This window comes from Mycobacterium sp. NGS39 (assembly GCF_059812765.1).
The window spans coordinates 38,777-55,862 of sequence record NZ_JCALDH010000016.1 but is presented as its reverse complement, the minus strand read 5'-3'; the positions used below and the strand labels follow the sequence as shown (position 1 = coordinate 55,862).

Here is a 17,086-nt window from a genome sequence, read left to right as displayed (position 1 = left end):
CTTTGTGCCTGTGTCTTGGCTCTTTGTTGCTCTGATCCCCGGGTTGCTGATGTTGGCGACCTTCGGGCTGCAGCGGCTGGAAAGCCACCTGGATTGCGGAAGTGTGGGAGCCGCCGACGTCGCCGAGTTCCTAGCGCAAGCCCGGGCCGCGGACATGCGGACGCTCGCTCGCGACGGCATGCCGGAGGCACTCGATTCCTTCCAGGCCCGGCGCACCCACGGCATCGAACACTATGCGATTGCCAAAGCCCGGTCTGTGCATGCGATGGCAAATCCGCAATTTCGACCGACTCGACGTGCGGATTCTGTGTAGCGTCGAAGTGTCGAAACCGTGCCGATCCGACGGGTCGGCGCTTGTTGACTTATCACCTGACAGCTTAAGAGGGGCAACGTGGACGAGATCCTGGCCAGGGCCGGAATCTTCCAGGGCGTCGAGCCCAGCGCCGTCGCCGCGCTCACCAAACAACTCCAGCCGGTCGACTTCCCGCGCGGGCACACCGTATTCGCGGAAGGCGAGCCGGGCGACCGCCTGTACATCATCATCTCCGGCAAAGTGAAGATCGGCCGTCGCTCTCCCGACGGCCGCGAGAACTTGCTGACGATCATGGGTCCGTCGGACATGTTCGGGGAGCTGTCGATCTTCGACCCGGGGCCGCGTACCTCCAGCGCGACGACGATCACCGAGGTGCGAGCGGTATCGATGGACCGCGACGCGCTGCGCGCCTGGATCGCCGACCGGCCCGAGATCGCCGAGCAGCTGCTGCGAGTGCTGGCCCGCCGACTGCGCCGCACCAACAACAACCTCGCCGACCTGATCTTCACCGACGTGCCCGGGCGCGTGGCCAAACAGCTGCTGCAGCTAGCCCAGCGGTTCGGCACGCAAGAAGGCGGAGCCCTGCGCGTGACCCATGACCTGACGCAAGAGGAGATCGCGCAGCTCGTCGGCGCGTCGCGGGAGACGGTCAACAAGGCGCTGGCCGACTTCGCCCACCGCGGCTGGATCCGGCTGGAGGGCAAAAGCGTCCTGATCTCGGACTCCGAACGACTGGCCCGTCGCGCTAGGTAGCGATTTCGGGGCGTTTTCGTGCGCTGACCGCCTGTTTGCGCACCGAATTCACCCGCGGAGGTAGTCCAGTTGGGCTTGGACGCTGGATTCGGCCGCTTCCCAGAGCTTTTCGGCGACGTCCGTATAGACGTGCTCGACGATCTGGCGCGCGGTTGCGTCGCCACCGAGCGCGTCCAGCGCGTCGCGCACCTGGTTCAGCCGCTCGTCGCGGTGTGCCAGATACATGTCGGCGACGGCGGCGAGGTCGCTGCGCTCCGGTCCGTGCCCGGGTAGCACGACCCGCCGGCCGAGACCGCGCAGCCGGCGCAGCGACTCCAGGTAGTCGCCGAGGCTGCCGTCTTCGCTGTCGATCACGGTGGTGCCGCGGCCCAGCACGGTGTCGGCGGTCAGCACCGCGTCGTCGAGCACAAACGACAGCGAGTCCGCCGTGTGGCCCGGCGTGGCCATCACCGTGATGCGCACGCCCGCTGCGTCGATCACCTCACCCTCGGTGAGCGGCCCGCCGAGACCGCGCAGAAACCCGCTGCCAACCGATCGCACCACCGCACCGGTCAGCTCGACGATCGTGTCGATGCCGCCGGTGTGGTCCTCGTGGCGGTGGCTGATCAACACCAACGCCACCTTGGCTACGTCGGCCACCCGCTGCAGGTGCTCGACGTCGTGGGGGCCAGGGTCGACGATCACCACCTCGTCGCTTCCCGGGCCGCGCAGCACCCAGGTGTTGGTGCCCTCGAGCGTCATGACGCCCGGGTTGTCGCACAGCAGCACCGACGCGGTCTCGGTGACCGGCCGCAGCACGCCATAGGCAGGATGATCGTCGCTCACGCGACCTCCACAATCACTTCCACTTCCACCGGCGCGTTCAACGGCAACTCCGCAACGCCGACTGCCGACCGCGCATGTACCCCGGCCTCACCGAACACCTCGGCGAACAGCTCTGATGCGCCGTTGATCACCCCGGGCTGGCCAGTGAACCCGGGCGCGGATGCAACGTACCCGACGACCTTCACGACGCGGGTCACCGCGTCGATGCCCACCAGCGCGTCGACCGCTGCCAGCGCGTTGAGTGCACACTGGCGCGCCAGCGCCCGACCGTCCTCGGCGGGGACCTCCCCACCGACTTTCCCACTGCGCACCAAGTTGCCGCCGGCCAACGGCAGCTGACCCGCGGTATAGACCAGATTTCCGGTGCGCACGGCCGGAACGTAAGCGGCCAGCGGCTTGGCGACCGTCGGCAGCTCGATGCCCAGCTCCGCCAGCCGCGCTGACGCCGTCACTTCGGTTTCTTGAGGTAGGCCACGTGCTGCTCCCCGGTGGGCCCCGGCAGCACCGTGACCAGCTCCCAACCCCGCTCGCCCCAGTTGTCGAGAATCTGCTTGGTCGCATGGATCAGCAGCGGGACCGTGACGTACTCCCATTGGGTCGGTTCGCTCATGAGAGCCAACCCTAGCGGTCGCGACCAGGCCGTTGGCTAGGCTGCAAAGGTGGCAATCATAGGCGAGGCAGGACCGGAGGTCGGTTGGCCCGCGCGGCTGCGCGACGCGCGCCTGCACTTCGTGACCGGCAAAGGCGGCACCGGCAAGTCGACCATCGCAGCGTCGCTGGCCCTCGCGATGGCCGCCGGCGGCCGCAAGGTGCTCCTCGTGGAAGTCGAAGGGCGCCAAGGGATTGCACAGCTTTTCGACGTACCGCCGCTGCCCTACCAAGAAGTCAAGATCGCCACCGCGGAACGTGGTGGACAGGTCAACGCGCTGGCCATCGACATCGAGGCGGCGTTTTTGGAATACCTCGACATGTTCTACAACCTCGGCCTCGCCGGCCGGGCCATGCGCCGGATCGGTGCGGTCGAATTCGCGACGACGATCGCGCCGGGGCTTCGCGACGTGCTGCTCACCGGCAAGATCAAAGAGACTGTGGTGCGTTCCGACAAAGCGCGGCTGCCCGCTTACGACGCGGTCGTCGTCGACTCGCCGCCGACCGGCCGGATCACCCGGTTCCTCGACGTCACCAAGGCAGTCTCGGATCTGGCCAAGGGTGGCCCCGTGCACTCACAAGCGGAAGGTGTTGTGCAGCTGCTGCATTCACCGCAGACCGCGATCCACATCGTCACGCTGCTGGAGGCGTTGCCCATGCAGGAGACCGTGGAGGCGATCGACGAGCTGCAGAAGATGGACCTGCCGGTGGGCAGCGTGATCGTCAACCGGACGCTGCCGGTCTACCTTCAGCCCGACGATCTGGCCAAAGCGGCCGAAGGCGACATCGACGCCGACACGGTGCGGGCCGACCTGGCCAAGGTCGGGGTGAACCTCCCCGACGCCGATTTCGCGGGCCTGCTCACCGAGACCATCGAACACGCCACCCGGCTCAAGGCCCGCGCCGAAGCCGCCGAGCAACTCGACGAGATCCACATGCCGCGTCTCGAGCTGCCTCAGCTCGCCGACGGCATCGATTTGGGCAGCCTCTACGAATTGGCCGAAGAGCTTGGGCGACAGGGGGTCCGATGAGTACGAAGCGACGCGTGCGGAGCGGCCAGTGAGTAACGCACCCACACTGGACATGGCCTCGATCCTGGCCGACAGAGCCAACCGCGTGGTGGTCTGCTGCGGGGCGGGCGGTGTCGGCAAGACCACCACGGCCGCGGCGATGGCGTTGCGAGCGGCCGAATACGGCCGCACCGTGGTGGTGCTGACCATCGACCCCGCCCGCCGGCTCGCGCAGGCACTGGGCATCGCGGATTTGGGCAATTCGCCGCAGCGAGTGCCGCTGGGCCCGGAGGTCCAAGGCGAGCTGCACGCGATGATGCTCGACATGCGCCGCACGTTCGACGAGATGGTGGTCGAGTACTCCGGATCCGAACGCGCACAAGCGATTCTGGACAACCAGTTCTATCAGACCGTCGCCACGTCGTTGGCGGGCACGCAGGAATACATGGCGATGGAGAAGCTGGGACAGCTTGTCTCACAAGACAAGTGGGACCTGGTGGTGGTGGACACCCCGCCGTCGCGCAACGCGCTGGATTTCCTCGATGCGCCAAAACGGTTGGGCAGCTTCATGGACAGCCGGCTGTGGCGGATGCTGTTGGCGCCCGGACGCGGCATCGGCCGGCTGGTCACCGGCGCCGTCGGGCTCGCCATGCGCGCCATATCGACGATCTTGGGTTCGCAGATGCTCTCCGACGCGGCGGCGTTCGTGCAGTCGCTGGATTCCACGTTCGGCGGTTTCCGCCAGAAGGCCGAGCGGACCTATGCGCTACTGAAGCGCCGCGGCACGCAGTTCGTCGTGGTGTCGGCGGCCGAACCCGACGCACCGCGCGAGGCGTCCTTCTTCGTCGACCGGCTCTCAGCCGAAGCGATGCCGCTTGCGGGGCTGATCCTCAACCGCACGCATCCGACGTTGTCCAGCCTGCATATCGAGCGGGCGGTCGACGCTGCCGAGGAACTGGAAGCCGACGATCCGGAGTCGCTGGCCGCTGCGGTGCTGCGCATCCACGCCGACCGGGCGCAGACCGCCAAGCGTGAGGTGCGGCTGCTGTCACGGTTCACCGGCGCCAACCCGCACGTGCCGATCGTCGGGGTGCCGTCACTGCCGTTCGACGTGTCCGACATCGACGCACTGCGCGCGATCGCCGATCAGCTGACCGCGTCGAAGGCCGCCAGCTGAGGTCAGCCGGCGGTGCGGTGCTTGCGCTGGGCGGCGAAGAAGTCGGCCCAGGACACCACCTCGGGGTGCTGCTTGAGCAGCGCCCGGCGCTGACGTTCGGTCATTCCTCCCCAGACACCGAACTCGACGCGGTTGTCCAGCGCATCGGCGCCGCACTCGGCAATGACAGGGCAATGCCGGCAAATCACCGCGGCCTTGCGCTGCGCCGCCCCGCGAACGAAGAGTTCGTCGGGGTCGGTGTTACGGCACCGAGCCTTCGACACCCAGGCAATGCGAGCCTCGGCCGCAGCCGCGGCTGACGAACTATGCATCGAGTTTCCCCCTGTGGTCCTCCGCGCGACGGGCCGATTACCTGACACCAGCGTCCCCTTCGTCCAGGCCGTCGTATCGGCGGCGCCACGGCGGTGATCTCGTGATGCGATCTACGCCACACTGCGTACTTTTTTGTTACCTAGATCGCACTAGGAGTACAAAGTAGGTGGTCAGGTGTCGTTTGCGCAACAGTTTGGTACCGGTTCTTTTGGGACGACCGTCCCGACGAGGCCCCTCCCGCGCGACGCATCGGTTCGGGCGCATCGCCCTCGCGCCAGCAAAAACTTGACGCGCATGCCAATTATGCTGCGCAAACACCGCGAACCCAAGAGCGGACGGTCGTCAGCCGTCGGGCGGCGCGCTCGGATCCGAACAGTAATCTGTACCCATGCCGCAGCGCCCCTCGACCGGTCAGACGGTCGTCAAGTTGGGATGGTGCTGTCTTCTTGCCGGCGTTCTGTGCGCCGCTCTGATGTTTCCGTTCGCCGGTGGCCTCGGCTTGATGTCGAACCGGGCATCGGACGTGGTGGCCAACGGGTCCGCGCAGCTGGTGGAGGGCGACGTTCCCCAGGTGTCGACGATGGTCGACGCCGCGGGCAACCCTATTGCCTGGCTCTACAGCCAGCGACGATTCGAGGTGCCCAGCGACCAGATCGCCGACACCATGAAGTTGGCCATCGTCTCGATCGAGGACAAGCGGTTCGCCGAGCACAACGGCGTCGACTGGCAGGGCACGCTGACCGGGCTGGCCGGCTACGTCGGTGGTGACGCGGATACCCGCGGCGGCTCGACCATCGAGCAGCAGTACGTCAAGAACTACCAGTTGCTGGTGACGGCGCAGAGCGACGCCGAGCGACGTGCGGCGGTGGAGACGACGCCCGCGCGCAAGCTGCGGGAGATCCGGATGGCGCTGACGCTCGACAAGACGTTCTCCAAGCCGGAGATCCTGACCCGCTACCTGAACCTGGTGTCGTTCGGCAACGGCGCTTTCGGCGTGCAGGACGCGGCGCAGACGTACTTCGGCATCAACGCCTCCGAGTTGAACTGGCAGCAGGCTGCGCTGCTGGCCGGCTTGGTGCAGTCCACCACCTCGCTGGATCCCTACACCAACCCCGACGGCGCACTGCAGCGGCGAAACGTGGTGCTGGACACCATGATCGACAACTACCCCGCCCAGGCAGACGCGCTGCGCGCCGCCAAGGCGGAGCCGCTGGGTATCTTGCCGCAGCCTCAGGCCCTGCCCCGCGGCTGCATCGCGGCGGGCAACCGGGCGTTCTTCTGCGACTATGTGCTCGACTATCTGGCGCGTGCCGGCATCAGCAAGGACCAGGTGGCTCGCGGCGGTTATCTGATCCGCACCACGTTGGACCCCAAGGTGCAGGACTCGGTCAAGCAGGCCATTGACAGCATCGCGAGCCCGACGCTCGACGGTGTCGCCGACGTGATGAGCGTGATCAAGCCGGGCAAAGACTCGCACCAGGTGATGGCGATGGCCAGCAACCGGACGTACGGGCTGAACACCGACGCGGGCGAAACGATGCAGCCGCAGCCGTTTTCGCTCGTCGGTGACGGTGCCGGATCGATCTTTAAGATCTTCACCACGGCCGCCGCACTCGACATGGGCATGGGCATCAACGCTCAACTCGAGGTGCCCGGCCGGTTCGAGGCCAAGGGCATGGGCTCCGGCGGCGCACGCGGCTGCCCGAAGGACACCTGGTGCGTGCAGAACGACGGTGCGTACCGGGGGTCGATGAACGTCACCGAGGCGCTCGCCACGTCACCCAACACCGCGTTCGCCCGGCTGATCCAGCTGATCGGCGTGCCGCGCGCGGTCGACATGGCCGTCAAGCTCGGCTTGCGCTCCTATGCCCAGCCGGGCACCGCGCGGGCATACGACCCGCAGAGCAACGAGAGCCTGGCCGACTTCGTCAAGCGCCAGAACCTCGGCTCGTTCACGCTGGGGCCGCTGGAGCTGAATCCTCTGGAGTTGTCGAACGTGGCGGCGACGCTGGCGTCGGGCGGCATGTGGTGCCCGCCCAGCCCGGTCGCCGAAATCATCGATCGGCACGGCAAACCGGTTCCGCTGACCACCGAGGCGTGCGAACAGGTGGTCCCTGAGGGGCTCGCGAACACCCTCGCCAACGCGATGAGTCACGACTCGCAGGGCAACGGCACCGCCGCGGGGTCGGCAGCCGCCGCCGGGTGGACCTTGCCGATGTCCGGCAAGACCGGGACCACCGAGGCCCACCGCTCGTCAGGGTTCCTCGGGTTCACCAACAACTACGCCGGTGCGGTGTACATCTTCGACGACTCGCCCGAGCCCACCGACCTGTGCTCGTCTCCGCTGCGCCGCTGCGGATCGGGAAACCTCTACGGCGGCAACGAACCTGCGCGCACCTGGTTCCAGGCGATGAAGCCGATCGCCAACGACTTCGGCGAGGTCAAGCTGCCGCCCACCGATCCCCGCTACGTCGACGGCGGCCCGGGCTCTCGGGTCCCGAGCGTGTCCGGCCTGACGGTGGAGACCGCCAAACAGCGGCTCCGCGACGCCGGCTTCGGCGTCGCGGACCAGCCCGCCTCGGTCAACAGCACCGCCCCCTACGGCACGGTCGTCGGCACCACACCGAGCGGACAGACCGTCCCGGGTGCGATCGTCACGATCAACATCAGCAACGGCATTCCACCGGCGCCGCCTCCGCCCCCGCCAGGCGCACCGCCGATCCCGGTGGTCGGCTCGACCGTCGTGCAGATTCCGGGCCTTCCGCCGATCACGGTGCCGGTGCTGGGACCGCCGCCTCCTCCGGCGGGTGAACCACCGCCGTAACACTGCGCGAGCCGACGGACGCGGTTGCGCAAGCGCAGCACGTGCGGCGGCGCAGCGGGCAGTACGCTGCTCGTATGGCCTTTTCGCCCTCGCAGAAGACAGCTGCCGCCGTGACGGGCGGCTCGGCGCTCGCCTGGCTGGGCTACGCCTCGGTGATCGAGCGCAACGCGTTCGTGGTCCGCGAGGTGACCATGCCGGTGCTGACGCCGGGGTCGACCCCGCTCCGGGTCCTGCACATCAGCGACATCCACATGCGTCCCGCTCAGCGCTACAAGCAGGCATGGTTGCGCGAGTTGGCGCGCTGGGAGCCCGATCTGGTGGTCAACACGGGCGACAACCTGGCCCACCCCAAGGCGGTCCCGGCGGTGGTGCAGACACTCGGCGACCTCCTCAGCGTGCCTGGTTTGTTCGTGTTCGGCAGCAACGACTACTTCGGGCCGCGGCTGAAGAACCCGATCAACTATGTGATCGATCCCGGCCACCGCACCCACGGCAAGCCGCTGCCGTGGCAGGACCTGCGCGCCGCGTTCACCGAACGCGGCTGGCTCGACATGACGCACACCCGCCGCGAACTCGAGGTGGCGGGCTTGAAGATAGCCGCCGCCGGCGTCGACGACCCGCACATCGACCGCGACCGCTACGACACCATCGCAGGGCCGGCCAACCCGGTGGCCAATCTGAAGCTGGGACTGACGCATTCGCCCGAACCGCGGGTGCTGGACCGGTTCGCCGCCGACGGCTACCAGCTGGTGCTGGCCGGACACACGCACGGCGGCCAGTTGTGCCTGCCGTTCTACGGAGCGCTGGTGACCAACTGCGGCCTGGACCGGTCGCGGGCCAAGGGCACGTCGCGATGGGGCGCGAACATGCAGCTGCACGTGTCGGCGGGTATCGGCACCTCGCCGTTCCATCCGGTGCGGTTCTGCTGCCGCCCGGAGGCCACCTTGCTGACCTTGGTGGCCGCACCCACCGGCGGCCCGCAGACCACAGCGGTGTCCCAGCGCTCGGATCCGACCGCCGCCCTGCGGTGACGAGGTCGGCCGCCCGGGCCCGGCCGCGGGAGTGGGTCGACAACGCGGTCCGGCTGATCGAAGCCGACGCTCGGCGCAGCGCGGACACGCACCTGCTGCGGTATCCGCTGCCGTCGGCGTGGTCCTCGCGCGTCGACGTCGCGCTGTACCTCAAAGACGAGAGCACCCACATCACCGGCAGCCTCAAGCACCGGCTGGCCCGATCGCTGTTCCTGTACGCGCTGTGCAACGGCTGGATCACCGAGCGGACCACGGTCGTGGAGGCCTCGTCCGGATCGACCGCCGTGTCGGAGGCGTATTTCGCGCAGCTGCTCGGTCTGCCGTTCATCGCGGTGATGCCGGCGTCGACGAGCGCGGCGAAGATCGCGCTGATCGAAGCGCAAGGCGGCCGTTGCCATTTCGTCGAGGAATCAGGCCAGGTGTACGCCGAGGCCGAGCGGTTGGCCCGCGAGACCGGCGGCCACTATCTCGACCAGTTCACCAATGCCGAGCGCGCCACCGACTGGCGCGGCAACAACAACATCGCCGAGTCGATCTTCACGCAGATGTCGCTGGAGCAGCATCCGGTTCCGGAGTGGGTGGTCGTCGGCGCCGGCACCGGCGGAACCAGCGCGACGATCGGCCGTTACATCCGCTACCGCCGCTACGCGACCCGGCTGTGCGTGGTCGACCCGGAGAACTCGGCGTTCTTTCCCGCCTATGAGACGGGCGACAGCCACGTCACCACCGGTACGTCGTCGCGCATCGAAGGAATCGGCAGGCCGCGAGTAGAGCCGTCGTTCCTGCCCGACGTCGTGGACCGGATGATCGCCGTCACCGACAATGCGTCGATCGCCGCCGCCCGGCACGCGAGCGCTGTGCTCGGCAGGCGGGTGGGTCCGTCCACCGGCACCAATCTGTGGGGCGCGTTCTGCCTGCTGTCAGAGATGGTGGCCGAGGGGCGCAGCGGATCGGTGGTGACGCTGCTGGCCGACAACGGCGATCGCTACGCGGAAACCTACTTCTGCGACGACTGGCTGGCGCAGTACGGGCTCGACCCCACCAGTGCGGCGTCGGCGTTGCGGGAGTTCGAGCGGACCGGCACGTTCGGCTGATCGTTTTCCGGCGGCGACTCCGCACGGTCGGCCGTCAAGAACAGCCACAGCGCCGCCAACCCGAAGAAACCGCCGTAGACCGCCGCGCCCAAGCTCGTCATGGTCGACCACTCCTTCGTCGCTGTTGGTCAGTGTGCACAACACCTCCGACAATCCGGTCCATCCCACGCGCAGAGGTGACGCAGATCTCGTCGCCGAGGGCCCACGGCGGGGCGCCGAGGCGCGTTTGGCCAGCCGGCACACCGGTGCGATACTCTGGCCTGGCTTCTGCGGGGTGTGGCGCAGCTTGGTAGCGCGCTTCGTTCGGGACGAAGAGGCCGTGGGTTCAAATCCCGCCACCCCGACTCATCGGCTGTCATGCCGGCCAATGGGCGCGCGCCCAGTTGGTCAGGCGTTCCAACAAGTCGCCACTGGTCACCAGGTTGACCCGGTCGCCGTTTGCGGTGGCTTCCTTGGCGACGACGCCCACGACCCGCGGATCCAGCCCTGACCCCACCCGGATGAAGGTCCAAAACGGTCCGCCGGAGTTTCCCTGCGTCAGGTCAGCGTGCGTAGTCACCAGCACTGCGTCCTTTTCGCTGTCGAATCCCTCACCGGCGCAAGAGGTTTGGAAGAACGGCCGCACACCTCCGAAGGATCCGGGGTAGCCGATCGTGGCGAAGTGCGCGACGCCGTCCCAGTCGTCGTCCCATTCCTGTACGCCCATATAGCCGATGCGCTGCCCCAGCGGTTCGTAGAGGCGGCACACCATCTGGTCGAAGTGCGGCCCGTCCGGCGAGGGGCGATGCAGATCGCTGACGAACGACGACCCGAATGGCTCGGTGTCGTCGAATCCGTGAGGTACGAACTTCATCCACCACGAGCCCTGGGCGATGCTGCGATCGGGCCGCATGTGCCTGGCGGTCAGCAGCACCCGGTCACCGACCAGTGTGCCGGAGCCCGCTTTGCCGTCGCTGTTGGTCACTCGCCCGGCACACCGCCACGGGAAGCTGGTGTCGGTCAACAGCTGGCGCTCCTCGGGCGGAAACGAGTAGAGGTCGGTGACTTTCCAGCGCCGCCCGGCCAACGTGTGTTCGGCGGAGGCCGGTGGCTCGTAGTCGGCGGAGGCCGGATAGGCCACCATCGGAGTGCCCGCAGGACGGTACCCCTCGAGGCCGCCTTCGGGCACCGTTTCGAGTTCGGTCGGATCTATCGCTGTCTCACGCCTACCGAGGTTTTCCGGTGCCACTTCCTCCGCCGGCTCGGGTGAGAGCTGCCGGCCGGGCTTCGGCCCGAGAATGTCTTGCGCCTCGTCGAAGGAGACTGGCTGATTGGGTTTCTGCGGCGCGGTCATACGGGCCTCATCTCGGTTCTCTGTGATAGCTACGACGCATGAAAGGTAGGTCGTGGACGCCCGCAGGGCATGCGTAGTGGACTACCTGTATTAGAGGCGGTAACGGGGTCTACGCGAGTTGCCTTGCAGTGCAACCACTTTCGAGAACCCACTCCACGGTGCTTGACGCCCTGCCGACACCCGGGGTCGTCTCGCTATACCCCCAAGGGGTATACATGACGTGACGCAGACGAGACGAGAGGATCAGGTGATGAAGCGAGAATTGCTGGCCGTCACCGCGGCGGTGTTGGCCGCAGTGACCACGTTGACTGCATGCGGCAAATCCGGAACGGACGCCAGCGGCACCAGTAGCTCACTGTCCACCACCACAGCCGCGGCGCCACAGTCACACAACGAAGCCGACGTGATGTTCGCGCAGCATATGATTCCGCACCACCAGCAGGCCGTCGAGATGAGCGATGTGCTGCTGGCCAAGCAAGACATCGACGCGCGGGTGGTGGCGTTGGCCAAGCAGATCAAGGCCGCGCAAGGACCCGAGATCCAGCAGATGCAGTCGTGGCTGAGCAGTTGGGGCCAGCCTTCGACGATGCCGATGCCCATGCCTGGTCATGAGATGAGCGGCATGGTGTCCGAACAAGACATGGCCGCACTGAAAAGCGCTCAGGGCGTCGAAGCCGGCAAGCTCTATCTCACCCACATGATCGCGCACCACCAAGGCGCAATTGCGATGGCCCAGAACGAGATCAAGACAGGGCAGTATCCACCTGCCGTCGCGATGGCACGGGCGATCGTCGACACCCAGCAGAAGGAGATCGAGCAGATGCAGGCCATTGCGGCCTCGCTGTGACGCAAGGTGGTGACCATGCCCATCGAATTCCGCTATGACAAAGCGTTCCTCCCGTTAGCCGTGGCGCTGGGGATGGGCCCACGAAGAAGCCGCATTCAGATCGACGACGCCACACTGACCGTCGCGATGGGATGGGGATTTCGCGCGACGGTGCCGTTGGCGTCGATCAAGAAAGCCGAGCCGGTCACCGACAAGGTCTACGCCCGGGGAGCACACGGATGGCGCGGCCGGTGGCTCGTCAACGGGTCCTCGGACGGGCTCGTGGAGCTGACCATCGAGCCACCTGCCCGTGCGTACGTGATGGGCGTGCCGGTGACGTTGCGCAGCTTGCGCCTCAGCGTGACAGATCCTCAGGCGCTGATCGCTGCCGTCGCCGCCTAGTTTGAACGACTCGCTTCTACGGGTAGAAAATCCTCATGACCCTCGCATCGACCTCGGTCGAGCCTGCGCTGCCCACTGCGGCAGGGCCGTTGTCGGCGGCGATCATCGACATGCTGACCGGCGGCGCGTCTGCGTCGGCCCTTCCGGTCGCCGACGCCGATCCCTATGGCATCGACCTGCAGCTGGCGCTGTACCTCTGCTACGAGCTGCACTATCGCGGATTCGCGGACGTCGATCCGGAATGGGAGTGGAACCCAGACCTGTTGCGGCTGCGCGCTGCGCTCGAACAATGCTTCATCGCTGCGGTGCGCGACGAGGTCGGCGAGATCGCGCCCGGCGACACCGCGGCCGCCGAGATGGACGCGTTGACAGAAGAGCCCACGGACGGCAACGGCCCGTCGTACTACCTACGCGACCACGGCACCTGGGAACAGATGCGCGAGTACTTCGTGCACCGTTCGCTGTACCACCTCAAAGAGGCGGACCCGCACGCGTTCGCCATCCCCCGGCTGACCGGTCAGGCCAAGGCCTCTTTCGTCGCGGTGGAGTTCGACGAGTACGGCGCCGGCCACGGCCAGCGACTCCACCAGCAGCTGTTCGCCGATCTGATGGCAGCCGCAGGGCTGGACAACCGCTACCTCGCCTACCTCGAGCACGTGCCCGCTCAGGCGCTGGCCGTGGTGAACCTGATGTCGTATTTCGGCCTGCACCGGTCCATGCGGGGCGCGGCCGTCGGCCACTTCGCGGCCACCGAGATCACGTCGTCGCCGGGGTCTCGCCGCCTGGTCGAAGCACTGGAGCGGATGGGCGCGCCGGAGCCGTGCGCGGCGTTCTACCGCGAACACGTGGAAGCCGACGCGGTACACGAGCAAGTGGTGCGCACCGACGTGGTGGGGAAGCTCATTGCCGACGACCCGCGGTTGGAGCGCGACGTGATCTTCGGCATGCGGGCACTGGACGCGGTGGAGAACCGGCTGGCCGATCACGTGATGGCGAGCTGGACGGCGGGCCGCAGCTCGCTAAGCCGGCCGCTGAGCTGACGCCGCTGCGCGCCGGCGCTTGCGATGGCTGGTGTCGCACAGCGGATACGTCTTGCTGCGCCGGCACATACAGATCGCGACCATGAACCGGTCGGAGTCCACGACGCTGCCGTCGGGCATCTCGATGTGAACCGGGCCCTCCACGAGCATCGGCCCCGCGGGCACCATCCGGACCAGCCGCCGCTGCGGGCAGCTCATGTCTTGTCCGCCCGGATGACCGCCAACAGTTCCTCGCGCCGCCCCGCGCGCAGCCGCCCGGTATTTTCCAGCCACTCCGCCCGTGCCGACAACACCGGTCCGAACGGAATCCATTGCCACAGAACCACTTCCGCGTCCAAGCCGCCGTCCCGCAGCGCCGACAACGATTCTTCGACGCCGGCGAACTCCGACTGCACCAGCAGCATCGAGCCGCCGTCGGCCAGCAGCTCCGGCGCTGCCGCGCACAACGGATCGAGCACCAGCCGCCCGTCGTCGCCTGCATCCCAGGCCCAGGCCGGTCCGACTACCGGCGAGATCATCTCGTCGTCGCTGTCCGGTGTCACCGGAACATACGGGGGATTCGACACGACGACGTCAAAAGGTCCGTGCCGCAATGCATCCGACAACGAGCCCTGCTGGACGTCGACCGCGACGCCGGCGGCAACCGCGTTCGCGCGCGAACACTGCACCGCGCGCGGGCAGATGTCGAACGCAGTGACCTCAGCCGCACCGAGCCGTGCCGCCGCGACCGCCAGCACACCGCTGCCCGTGCAGAAGTCCAGCACCCGCCGGCCCGGCGCCAGACAGGCGCGCTGCAGCGCGTCGACGAGCAACCGGGAATCGTGTTGGGGCGCGTACACACCGACGTCTGTGACGATCGTCTCGCACGGGTCCGGGAAGGTGATCGTCACCGGATGCCCTCATCCCACGCTCGGAAATACACGGTCATGCTGGCCTTTCGACGGAGCTGTCGCGGATAAGCGAACGATCGAGTTACTAATGCCCTGGACAATCCGTACTCAAACCCGGGTTTGCCCGTCCCGGGCTTCGGGCATCCCGCGAGGCGTGAAGGCTTCAGACATCGTTGCGTTGCCGTTGCAGCTCGGGTCGGCCATCCGGCGTCGTCGGGTGTTCCATCCTGTCGGGGTGATGGCGAACGGGTCGCTGGAGCGGCTTTCGCCACCCGGGCAAGGACTGCCGGTGGACGCCGGTGAAGTGGTGGGCCGAATCTCCAAGGGCGTCGGGCTGCCCGGCGCGCTGCCCGACGTCATCGGCCTCGCGATCCGCATTCCCCCGCAGCCGTTCGCCGCCACGCCGTGGGACATCCTGCTGGCGTCCGCGGGTTCAGGTCGTCTCACCCGGTTCGCGTTGCGTCCGGCGGCGTCGTGGACAGCGTCGATGTCGAGCCTGATGCCGTTGCGCTTCGAGGGGCGTTACTGGTGGATTCGGGCGAAGATGACCTCGCAGTTCGACGCCAGCGGGGTGTCGCTTGACGACGTCGCCGACCAGATCGACCGCGGTGGCATCGAGTACGAACTGGACCAGGCCGCCGGCACCGGCGACTTCGAGCCGCTGGCGCGGGTGCGGTTCCACGAAGTGATCTCCGCCGGTCCGTCGAACGAGATCGCATTCGACCCGACCATCCACATCGCACCCGGGGTCAAGCTGGCACCGGAGTGGCTGACCGACATCCGCCAGCGCGCCTACCAGCGCAGCCGCGAAGGCCGTCCGGACGCGAACTGACGGTCACGTGTCAGACGAGCCGTCCTCGGTGAGTTCGGGCGCGTTCTCCCGCGTCGCCATGCCGCCCTCGCGGCCATGATCGGCCGGCCCCGGCGGGGTGGTGTCCTTCTTCTCGTCGCTTCGCTCTTCGCCCATGATCCCTCCCCTCGCATACTTCCACGCTTGGGCCGCCGCCCCACACTGGGCGGCGGCCGTCGCGCGGTCCTCACGGCTTCGGCGGCTCCGGCGGATACTTCTCGGTGCGGCCGGTAGCCGCGTCGACGACGCGGTCGACAACCGCAGCCGCGGTACCCATCGTCTTCTGCACCATCGAATCCGACGGCGTGTTCGGATGCGGGCGGGTTGGCGCAATCTTGTAGGCCTGCTCCAACTTGTCGCCCAGCGACTGGCGTTCCTGTTCGCTCATCGTGCTCTCGAACCGCGGCCACACCGCGGTCTGCTCGTAGTCGATGTGCTCGCGCGCCGCGGCGACGAACGCGTCCAGTGCGTCGTGGTAGTCGGCTTCCCCGGGCTTGCCGTCGACCAGGCGTTGCAACAGCTTCTTGCCGTCCTCCTCCTGGCCGATCGCCTTGTCGGCGAGCTCGTCGCCGTCGTCGAGTGCCTTTCGGACAGCGGGCCAGAAGAACTGCTCTTCGATCGCCTCGTGCCGCGACTCGGCGACAATCAGGTTCTCGACCATCTCCTGTAGCCCGCTCTTCCACGCACCCACACCGCGCGGTGCGTCGGCGAGCGTCTCCAGCATCCCCAGCACGCTTTCATGCTGCTGGCGCAACAATGTCAGTGCATCCATGGCGGTCAGCTCGCTGGGGTGTGCTGCTCGTGCGTGAACGGCTTCTGCCCCTGCACCGCGGGTGTGCCCTCCGGATTCTGTTGTGGGCCTTTGTTTTCCCGATCAGAAGTGCCTAGCCACTCCGACTCCGGGTTCTTCACGTAGCGCCATTCCATGCCCTGCGGCCACGGCCCCTGCCCTTCGTTCCACGGGCCGCGGACATCGCCGTCACCGTTGGACATGTTGAACGCGACGTTCTGGAAGCGGTCGTCACCGGGCAGCTGTCCCGGCGGGAAATTCACCGGCAATTCGTTGAGCGCTGCGGTGAACTGCTGATAGTGGGTGACCTCGCGGGTCATCAGGAACGTCAGCGTGTCTTGCACACCCGGGTCGTCGGTGAACTGCTTGAGGTACTCGTAGACGATCTTGGCCCGGGACTCGGCGGCGATGTTGCTGCGCAGGTCGACGGTCGGGTCTCCGTTGGCGTTGACGAAGGTGCCCTGCCACGGCGTGCCGGCGGAGTCTTTGACGTCCGGACCGCCGCCCGTGAGCGCGAAGAACAGCGGCGTCACTGCTACCGAGTGGATGATGTCGTCGCGGCCGTCGCGGCTGGCCACGGCCGGCATCCAATCGCAGCGCTCGTTGGCGATTTTCAGGTCGTCGTTGAGTCCGTCGAGAAGCATCGTGATCATCGACCCCACCATTTCGAGGTGGCTGAATTCCTCGGTCGCGATATCCATGAAGAGGTCGTACATTTTCGGATTTTTCCGGCGCAGCACGAACGCCTGCGTGAAGTACTGCATGGCGGCCTTCAGTTCGCCGTTGGCGCCACCGAACTGCTCCAGCAGCATCGTCGCGAAGCGCGGATCCGGCTTGTCGACGCGTACCTCGAATTGAAGGTCTTTGTTGTGAACGAACATGAATGGGTCTCCTCAGAAATTCGCTGGGGCTGTAATGGGCCGCATTCCCGAGGTGACGATCAGCCAAACCGATTGTCGGACAATATT

The 17,086-nt window shown here is 67.1% G+C and carries 21 protein-coding genes and 1 tRNA gene; 12 read left to right on the top strand and 10 right to left on the bottom strand.

Going from position 1 to position 17,086, the window contains the following annotated elements; genetic code table 11:
* The first annotated feature begins 49 nt into the window (after positions 1-49).
* Positions 50-313 (top strand): hypothetical protein, encoded by a 264-nt coding sequence (locus AC5Y39_RS19845; protein WP_500021150.1) that lies wholly within the window; start codon positions 50-52, stop codon positions 311-313.
* A gap of 78 nt (positions 314-391) precedes the next feature.
* Positions 392-1,066, top strand: coding sequence for a cAMP-activated global transcriptional regulator CRP (gene crp / locus AC5Y39_RS19840; protein WP_059101725.1), 675 nt, complete (start codon positions 392-394; stop codon positions 1,064-1,066).
* Between the two features lie 48 nt (positions 1,067-1,114).
* Here crp and AC5Y39_RS19835 read toward each other — a convergent pair whose 3' ends face one another.
* Genes AC5Y39_RS19835 through AC5Y39_RS19825 form a run of 3 tightly spaced genes read right to left on the bottom strand, consistent with a single transcriptional unit; the run spans position 1,115 to position 2,501 of the window.
* Positions 1,115-1,891: an MBL fold metallo-hydrolase gene (locus AC5Y39_RS19835; RefSeq protein WP_500021042.1), complete on the bottom strand. Its 777-nt coding sequence runs from the start codon at positions 1,889-1,891 to the stop codon at positions 1,115-1,117.
* On the bottom strand, positions 1,888-2,343 hold the full coding sequence (locus AC5Y39_RS19830) for a RidA family protein (RefSeq protein ID WP_500021044.1): 456 nt from the start codon (positions 2,341-2,343) through the stop codon (positions 1,888-1,890). Before AC5Y39_RS19830 ends, AC5Y39_RS19835 begins: the two co-directional genes overlap by 4 nt.
* Positions 2,340-2,501, bottom strand: coding sequence for a hypothetical protein (locus tag AC5Y39_RS19825; RefSeq protein WP_500021046.1), 162 nt, complete (start codon positions 2,499-2,501; stop codon positions 2,340-2,342). Before AC5Y39_RS19825 ends, AC5Y39_RS19830 begins: the two co-directional genes overlap by 4 nt.
* A gap of 49 nt (positions 2,502-2,550) precedes the next feature.
* Here AC5Y39_RS19825 and bagA point away from each other — a divergent pair, with 49 nt between their 5' ends.
* Positions 2,551-3,570 carry an ATPase BagA gene (bagA, locus tag AC5Y39_RS19820; RefSeq protein ID WP_500021048.1) on the top strand — a complete coding sequence of 340 codons (1,020 nt, stop codon included), beginning with the start codon at positions 2,551-2,553 and terminating at the stop codon, positions 3,568-3,570.
* 28 nt (positions 3,571-3,598) lie between these two features.
* Complete coding sequence (gene bagB, locus AC5Y39_RS19815; RefSeq protein ID WP_500048274.1) at positions 3,599-4,726, top strand: ATPase BagB; 1,128 nt, start codon at positions 3,599-3,601, stop codon at positions 4,724-4,726.
* Between the two features lie 2 nt (positions 4,727-4,728).
* Here the strand turns inward: bagB and AC5Y39_RS19810 are convergent, their stop codons facing one another.
* Positions 4,729-5,037: a WhiB family transcriptional regulator gene (locus AC5Y39_RS19810; protein WP_499907339.1), complete on the bottom strand. Its 309-nt coding sequence runs from the start codon at positions 5,035-5,037 to the stop codon at positions 4,729-4,731.
* Positions 5,038-5,426: 389 nt separating this feature from the next.
* Here AC5Y39_RS19810 and ponA2 point away from each other — a divergent pair, with 389 nt between their 5' ends.
* The 4 genes from ponA2 (at position 5,427) to AC5Y39_RS19790 (ending at position 10,331) form a co-directional block, all read left to right on the top strand.
* On the top strand, positions 5,427-7,862 hold the full coding sequence (gene ponA2, locus AC5Y39_RS19805; protein ID WP_500021052.1) for a transglycosylase/D,D-transpeptidase PonA2: 2,436 nt from the start codon (positions 5,427-5,429) through the stop codon (positions 7,860-7,862).
* Positions 7,863-7,936: 74 nt separating this feature from the next.
* Positions 7,937-8,893, top strand: a complete 957-nt coding sequence (locus AC5Y39_RS19800; RefSeq protein ID WP_500021054.1) for a metallophosphoesterase — start codon at positions 7,937-7,939, stop codon at positions 8,891-8,893.
* Positions 8,890-9,987 (top strand): L-cysteine desulfhydrase Cds1, encoded by a 1,098-nt coding sequence (cds1, locus tag AC5Y39_RS19795; RefSeq protein ID WP_500021056.1) that lies wholly within the window; start codon positions 8,890-8,892, stop codon positions 9,985-9,987. The genes AC5Y39_RS19800 and cds1 overlap by 4 nt, the downstream gene beginning before the upstream one ends.
* A 270-nt stretch (positions 9,988-10,257) precedes the next feature.
* Positions 10,258-10,331 (top strand) — tRNA-Pro (locus tag AC5Y39_RS19790).
* Between the two features lie 11 nt (positions 10,332-10,342).
* On the opposite strand, the gene AC5Y39_RS19785 is transcribed toward AC5Y39_RS19790, so the two are convergent.
* Positions 10,343-11,320 carry a trypsin-like serine peptidase gene (locus AC5Y39_RS19785; protein ID WP_500021058.1) on the bottom strand — a complete coding sequence of 326 codons (978 nt, stop codon included), beginning with the start codon at positions 11,318-11,320 and terminating at the stop codon, positions 10,343-10,345.
* 250 nt (positions 11,321-11,570) lie between these two features.
* Between AC5Y39_RS19785 and AC5Y39_RS19780 the strand changes: the two genes are divergently transcribed.
* Genes AC5Y39_RS19780 through AC5Y39_RS19770 form a run of 3 tightly spaced genes read left to right on the top strand, consistent with a single transcriptional unit; the run spans position 11,571 to position 13,588 of the window.
* The gene (locus AC5Y39_RS19780) at positions 11,571-12,167 is read left to right on the top strand and encodes a DUF305 domain-containing protein (protein WP_500021060.1); all 597 of its coding nucleotides are present in this window, start codon (positions 11,571-11,573) and stop codon (positions 12,165-12,167) included.
* A 15-nt stretch (positions 12,168-12,182) separates the two neighbouring features.
* Positions 12,183-12,548: a hypothetical protein gene (locus AC5Y39_RS19775; protein ID WP_500021062.1), complete on the top strand. Its 366-nt coding sequence runs from the start codon at positions 12,183-12,185 to the stop codon at positions 12,546-12,548.
* A 35-nt stretch (positions 12,549-12,583) separates the two neighbouring features.
* Positions 12,584-13,588 (top strand): iron-containing redox enzyme family protein, encoded by a 1,005-nt coding sequence (locus AC5Y39_RS19770; RefSeq protein WP_500021064.1) that lies wholly within the window; start codon positions 12,584-12,586, stop codon positions 13,586-13,588.
* Here the strand turns inward: AC5Y39_RS19770 and AC5Y39_RS19765 are convergent.
* Both AC5Y39_RS19765 and AC5Y39_RS19760 read right to left on the bottom strand, forming a co-directional pair.
* The gene (locus AC5Y39_RS19765) at positions 13,568-13,786 is read right to left on the bottom strand and encodes a CDGSH iron-sulfur domain-containing protein (protein ID WP_500021066.1); all 219 of its coding nucleotides are present in this window, start codon (positions 13,784-13,786) and stop codon (positions 13,568-13,570) included. The genes AC5Y39_RS19770 and AC5Y39_RS19765 overlap by 21 nt on opposite strands.
* A complete protein-coding gene (locus tag AC5Y39_RS19760; protein ID WP_500021068.1) occupies positions 13,783-14,478 on the bottom strand; it encodes a HemK2/MTQ2 family protein methyltransferase in 696 nt (231 codons plus the stop codon). The genes AC5Y39_RS19765 and AC5Y39_RS19760 overlap by 4 nt, the downstream gene beginning before the upstream one ends.
* Before the next feature lie 154 nt (positions 14,479-14,632).
* Between AC5Y39_RS19760 and AC5Y39_RS19755 the strand changes: the two genes are divergently transcribed.
* Positions 14,633-15,310 carry a phosphodiesterase gene (locus tag AC5Y39_RS19755; protein ID WP_500021070.1) on the top strand — a complete coding sequence of 226 codons (678 nt, stop codon included), beginning with the start codon at positions 14,633-14,635 and terminating at the stop codon, positions 15,308-15,310.
* A gap of 3 nt (positions 15,311-15,313) precedes the next feature.
* Here AC5Y39_RS19755 and AC5Y39_RS19750 read toward each other — a convergent pair whose 3' ends face one another.
* From AC5Y39_RS19750 to AC5Y39_RS19740, 3 genes are all read right to left on the bottom strand, one after another.
* The gene (locus AC5Y39_RS19750) at positions 15,314-15,445 is read right to left on the bottom strand and encodes a hypothetical protein (protein WP_500021072.1); all 132 of its coding nucleotides are present in this window, start codon (positions 15,443-15,445) and stop codon (positions 15,314-15,316) included.
* Positions 15,446-15,515: 70 nt separating this feature from the next.
* Positions 15,516-16,100, bottom strand: a complete 585-nt coding sequence (locus AC5Y39_RS19745) for a hemerythrin domain-containing protein (protein ID WP_500021074.1) — start codon at positions 16,098-16,100, stop codon at positions 15,516-15,518.
* 5 nt (positions 16,101-16,105) lie between these two features.
* Positions 16,106-16,999 (bottom strand): manganese catalase family protein, encoded by an 894-nt coding sequence (locus AC5Y39_RS19740; RefSeq protein ID WP_500021075.1) that lies wholly within the window; start codon positions 16,997-16,999, stop codon positions 16,106-16,108.
* Between the last annotated feature and the right edge of the window lie 87 nt (positions 17,000-17,086).

Bases quoted from the DNA above. Each gene is read 5' to 3' on its own strand.
- AC5Y39_RS19845 (WP_500021150.1), top strand. From the start codon at position 50: ATGTTGGCGACCTTCGGGCTGCAGCGGCTGGAAAGCCACCTGGATTGC.
- AC5Y39_RS19825 (WP_500021046.1), bottom strand. From the start codon at position 2,501: ATGAGCGAACCGACCCAATGGGAGTACGTCACGGTCCCGCTGCTGATC.
- AC5Y39_RS19810 (WP_499907339.1), bottom strand. From the start codon at position 5,037: ATGCATAGTTCGTCAGCCGCGGCTGCGGCCGAGGCTCGCATTGCCTGG.
- ponA2 (WP_500021052.1), top strand. From the start codon at position 5,427: ATGCCGCAGCGCCCCTCGACCGGTCAGACGGTCGTCAAGTTGGGATGG.
- AC5Y39_RS19800 (WP_500021054.1), top strand. From the start codon at position 7,937: ATGGCCTTTTCGCCCTCGCAGAAGACAGCTGCCGCCGTGACGGGCGGC.
- AC5Y39_RS19785 (WP_500021058.1), bottom strand. From the start codon at position 11,320: ATGACCGCGCCGCAGAAACCCAATCAGCCAGTCTCCTTCGACGAGGCG.
- AC5Y39_RS19780 (WP_500021060.1), top strand. From the start codon at position 11,571: ATGAAGCGAGAATTGCTGGCCGTCACCGCGGCGGTGTTGGCCGCAGTG.
- AC5Y39_RS19775 (WP_500021062.1), top strand. From the start codon at position 12,183: ATGCCCATCGAATTCCGCTATGACAAAGCGTTCCTCCCGTTAGCCGTG.
- AC5Y39_RS19770 (WP_500021064.1), top strand. From the start codon at position 12,584: ATGACCCTCGCATCGACCTCGGTCGAGCCTGCGCTGCCCACTGCGGCA.
- AC5Y39_RS19765 (WP_500021066.1), bottom strand. From the start codon at position 13,786: ATGAGCTGCCCGCAGCGGCGGCTGGTCCGGATGGTGCCCGCGGGGCCG.
- AC5Y39_RS19750 (WP_500021072.1), bottom strand. From the start codon at position 15,445: ATGGGCGAAGAGCGAAGCGACGAGAAGAAGGACACCACCCCGCCGGGG.
- AC5Y39_RS19745 (WP_500021074.1), bottom strand. From the start codon at position 16,100: ATGGATGCACTGACATTGTTGCGCCAGCAGCATGAAAGCGTGCTGGGG.
- AC5Y39_RS19740 (WP_500021075.1), bottom strand. From the start codon at position 16,999: ATGTTCGTTCACAACAAAGACCTTCAATTCGAGGTACGCGTCGACAAG.